General features: G+C 53.6%; 3 protein-coding genes and 1 pseudogene. All 4 read left to right on the top strand.

Going from position 1 to position 2,828, the window contains the following annotated elements; all coding sequences use genetic code 11:
• The coding region (locus ACM6IK_RS20815; protein WP_414875816.1) for an RHS repeat domain-containing protein at window positions 1-979 on the top strand (979 nt) is incomplete at its 5' end.
• A 500-nt stretch (window positions 980-1,479) separates the two neighbouring features.
• Window positions 1,480-1,860 (top strand): DUF2750 domain-containing protein, encoded by a 381-nt coding sequence (locus tag ACM6IK_RS20810; RefSeq protein ID WP_414875815.1) that lies wholly within the window; start codon window positions 1,480-1,482, stop codon window positions 1,858-1,860.
• Between the two features lie 68 nt (window positions 1,861-1,928).
• On the top strand, window positions 1,929-2,189 hold the full coding sequence (locus ACM6IK_RS20805; protein ID WP_414875817.1) for a PAAR domain-containing protein: 261 nt from the start codon (window positions 1,929-1,931) through the stop codon (window positions 2,187-2,189).
• A 192-nt stretch (window positions 2,190-2,381) separates the two neighbouring features.
• Window positions 2,382-2,828, top strand: a pseudogene (locus tag ACM6IK_RS20800) (hypothetical protein); the annotation flags it as partial.

The raw sequence follows: 2,828 nt of genomic DNA, 5'->3' as shown, positions 1-2,828 counted from the left end.
CCGCGAAGCCGGGCCGATGTGGAACAAGCTGGAGCGGGCCAAGCTCGATGAACAATACGGCTGCGGCTACACGATCTATGGCTGGGACGGTGATCTGCTGGCTTTCGAAAGCCGCAACAACGACAAGCGCGAACGCCTGACCCACTACTTTTTTGAACCGGGCAGTTTTGTGCCGGTGGCGCAGGCGGTGGAGCAACGCAGCATCCAATTGGTGGCCGAGCCGGTCTATGAGGGCGCTTACGACATCGACCATGACCCGGTGTGGCAGCACAAGCCAACGCCAATAAACTTCAATGCACTGGCCTGGTACCAGTGCGATCACCTCGGCACGCCGATGGAGCTGACCGACGAGCACGGCGACATCGCCTGGAGTGGGGTCTACAAGGTCTGGGGCTTGGCCAAGGAGCAACGCAGCGAGACTGCCAAGCGGGCGGATATCCGCAATCCATTGCGCTTTCAAGGCCAGTACTTCGATGTGGAAACCGGGCTGCACTACAACCGCTATCGGTACTATGATCCTCAGGTAGGGCGATTTATTGGCAAGGATCCGATTGGCTTTGCGGGTGGGTTGAATGTCTATGCATATGCGCCAAATCCGGCCGGATGGGTTGATCCGCTCGGATTGTCATTTGCAGAGGCAGCTGCCAATGCCGCACTTTCTGCAGGTAAAAAATCTGGAGCAGCGGCAGAATTGCGAGTTGGGAACCAAGTATTTACAGGGATAAGCGGAGAAAGCGCACCTCACAATCCGAAAGTAACTGGCGCTTTAATGGGGACGCCCGGAGCAAACCGAGCGAATTGGCACGGAGGATGCGCTGAAATTGTTTGCCTCGACAAAGCATTAAATGCGGGAGTAGATCCCGCAGGCGGCACCAGTCGAGCAGTGAATATCGGAATTTCAGGATCCGGGCACAATACACCCAAACCTGCATGCTCATCCTGTCGCGACATTCAGAAATACTTTGGAGTTAATATATGAATTTTACAATCGGATCAATTAACTGGCCAGCGGACCATCGCGAGGCAATATGCTTATATCTCAAGTACATAACCAAGACACTAGAAGAGCTACACATTGCATTCCCGAACGACTCTAGAGACCCTATCGAGATTGCCAAGGGCTATATTAACGGAGCCATTACAGGCGATATGTGTCGGGCAGAGTCAATGCGATGGTGGGAAATAGTTGATACTGAAGACTCCATTAGGGACTTTCAAAATCCGCGCATATTAATGGCAAGAATGGCCATTTGCTTATTATCAATAGACGAAAATGACACATTGAGTCTTGGCGAGGATCTATCTTGGTTTATTGAACTCCTCGACTCCATGAATGCAGATACGGATAGGGCGATCACTATAATGATCGACCATTTCACGTCCCACACAAATTAGCGGTAGGACACAGATGTTATCGGCAGTATTAACGAGATGCGTCGCATTGAAACAAGAAGCCGAACCTAGAGTAGGTGATTACTGATGAGCATTCACCCAAAGAAAATTCAAAATATCATATCTCTAACTCAGCAGGAGCGATACGACTATTTTTTGCGGAAAACTGCGGACTCTATGCTCCTATGGGGACTCTTCAATGAAGGCTGGGCAACCGCCAATGGAAAGATATTTTCAGTTCCACTTTGGCCCGAAGAGTGCTTCGCACAAATGTGCGCCACCGATGAATGGAGCGATTTAACGGAAAAATACATTGAGATGAAGACGTTTATTGAAAGCTGGATACCTGGAATGGAAAAAGACAATAGAACATTCCTTGCATTTCCAACACTTGGAAACAAAGGACTTAGCAAGACTCCGCACGCCCTTCTTTCTGATCTGAAAAACGAGATGAGCCAGTATGAATAATTACCCGACCTCATATACCTGCCAATGGACCAAAACAGCCGCTAGTACAGAGCAAGAGCTGTAAAATGATGCTGATCATCCGCCTCGACGACACCACCGACCACGGCGGTGTTGTCACTGAATCCATCCCCCACACCAACCTCAACGGCAAACCGATGGCCGGCAAAGGCAACATGGTGAGCTGCCCGTTGTGTAAAGGCGACTTCCCGATCACGGAGGGCAGCAGCACTTACTCCGCCAACGGCATTCCGGTAGCTCTGGACGGCATGAAAACCGGATGTGGCGCGACCCTGATCGCCAGCGGCTCGCGCGGCTCCGTGCATCGCTGACCGCCCCCGCTCTTTAACAATGGACGACCCCGGCATTAGCTTGATCGCGCTAATGCCTATGCCAATTTCAAAACCCGCGACGACGAAGGCGGCCTGTGGCGGTACGACTACGATCAACGCGGCAACATCATCGAAACCATCGACCCGCTGGAGAACAAAACCCAGTACACCTACAACAGCGACAACCTGCCCGTGGTCATCACCGATGCCAACGGCGGTGCCAAGCAACTGGCCTACAACGCCGAGGGCCGCCTGCTCACCCACACCGATGCCCTGCGCCAACGCACCACCTGGCACTACAACGAAGCCGGGCTGATCCGGCAGCGCCAGGACGCCAACGACACAACCCTCGACTACCGCTGGGACCGTCTCGGCCAACTGATCGAACTGCGCAACGAAAACAACAGCAGCGCCAGCTTCAAATACGACCCGGCCGGGCGCCTGCTCAAGGAAACCGGCTTCGACCAGCAGACCACCCACTACCTGTACGACCACGGCAGCAATCAGCCGACCCGCCGCCTCGATGGCGACCGCGTTACCGAATTCGAATACGACGCGCTCGGCCGCCTGATCGCCCGTCATGCCGGGCACAAGGACGGCCTGGAATGGCAGACCGAATCCTTCGCCTACGACGGCAAT

This window comes from Pseudomonas sp. IT-196MI5, from assembly GCF_949767415.1.
Taxonomy (GTDB): Bacteria; Pseudomonadota; Gammaproteobacteria; order Pseudomonadales; family Pseudomonadaceae; genus Aquipseudomonas.
Note: the sequence above shows the minus strand (reverse complement) of the source record. Positions and strands in the feature narration are given on the sequence as shown.

Coding starts and splice junctions, on each gene's coding strand:
- ACM6IK_RS20810 (WP_414875815.1), top strand. CDS start 1,480: ATGAGCATTCACCCAAAGAAAATTCAAAATATCATATCTCTAACTCAG.
- ACM6IK_RS20805 (WP_414875817.1), top strand. CDS start 1,929: ATGCTGATCATCCGCCTCGACGACACCACCGACCACGGCGGTGTTGTC.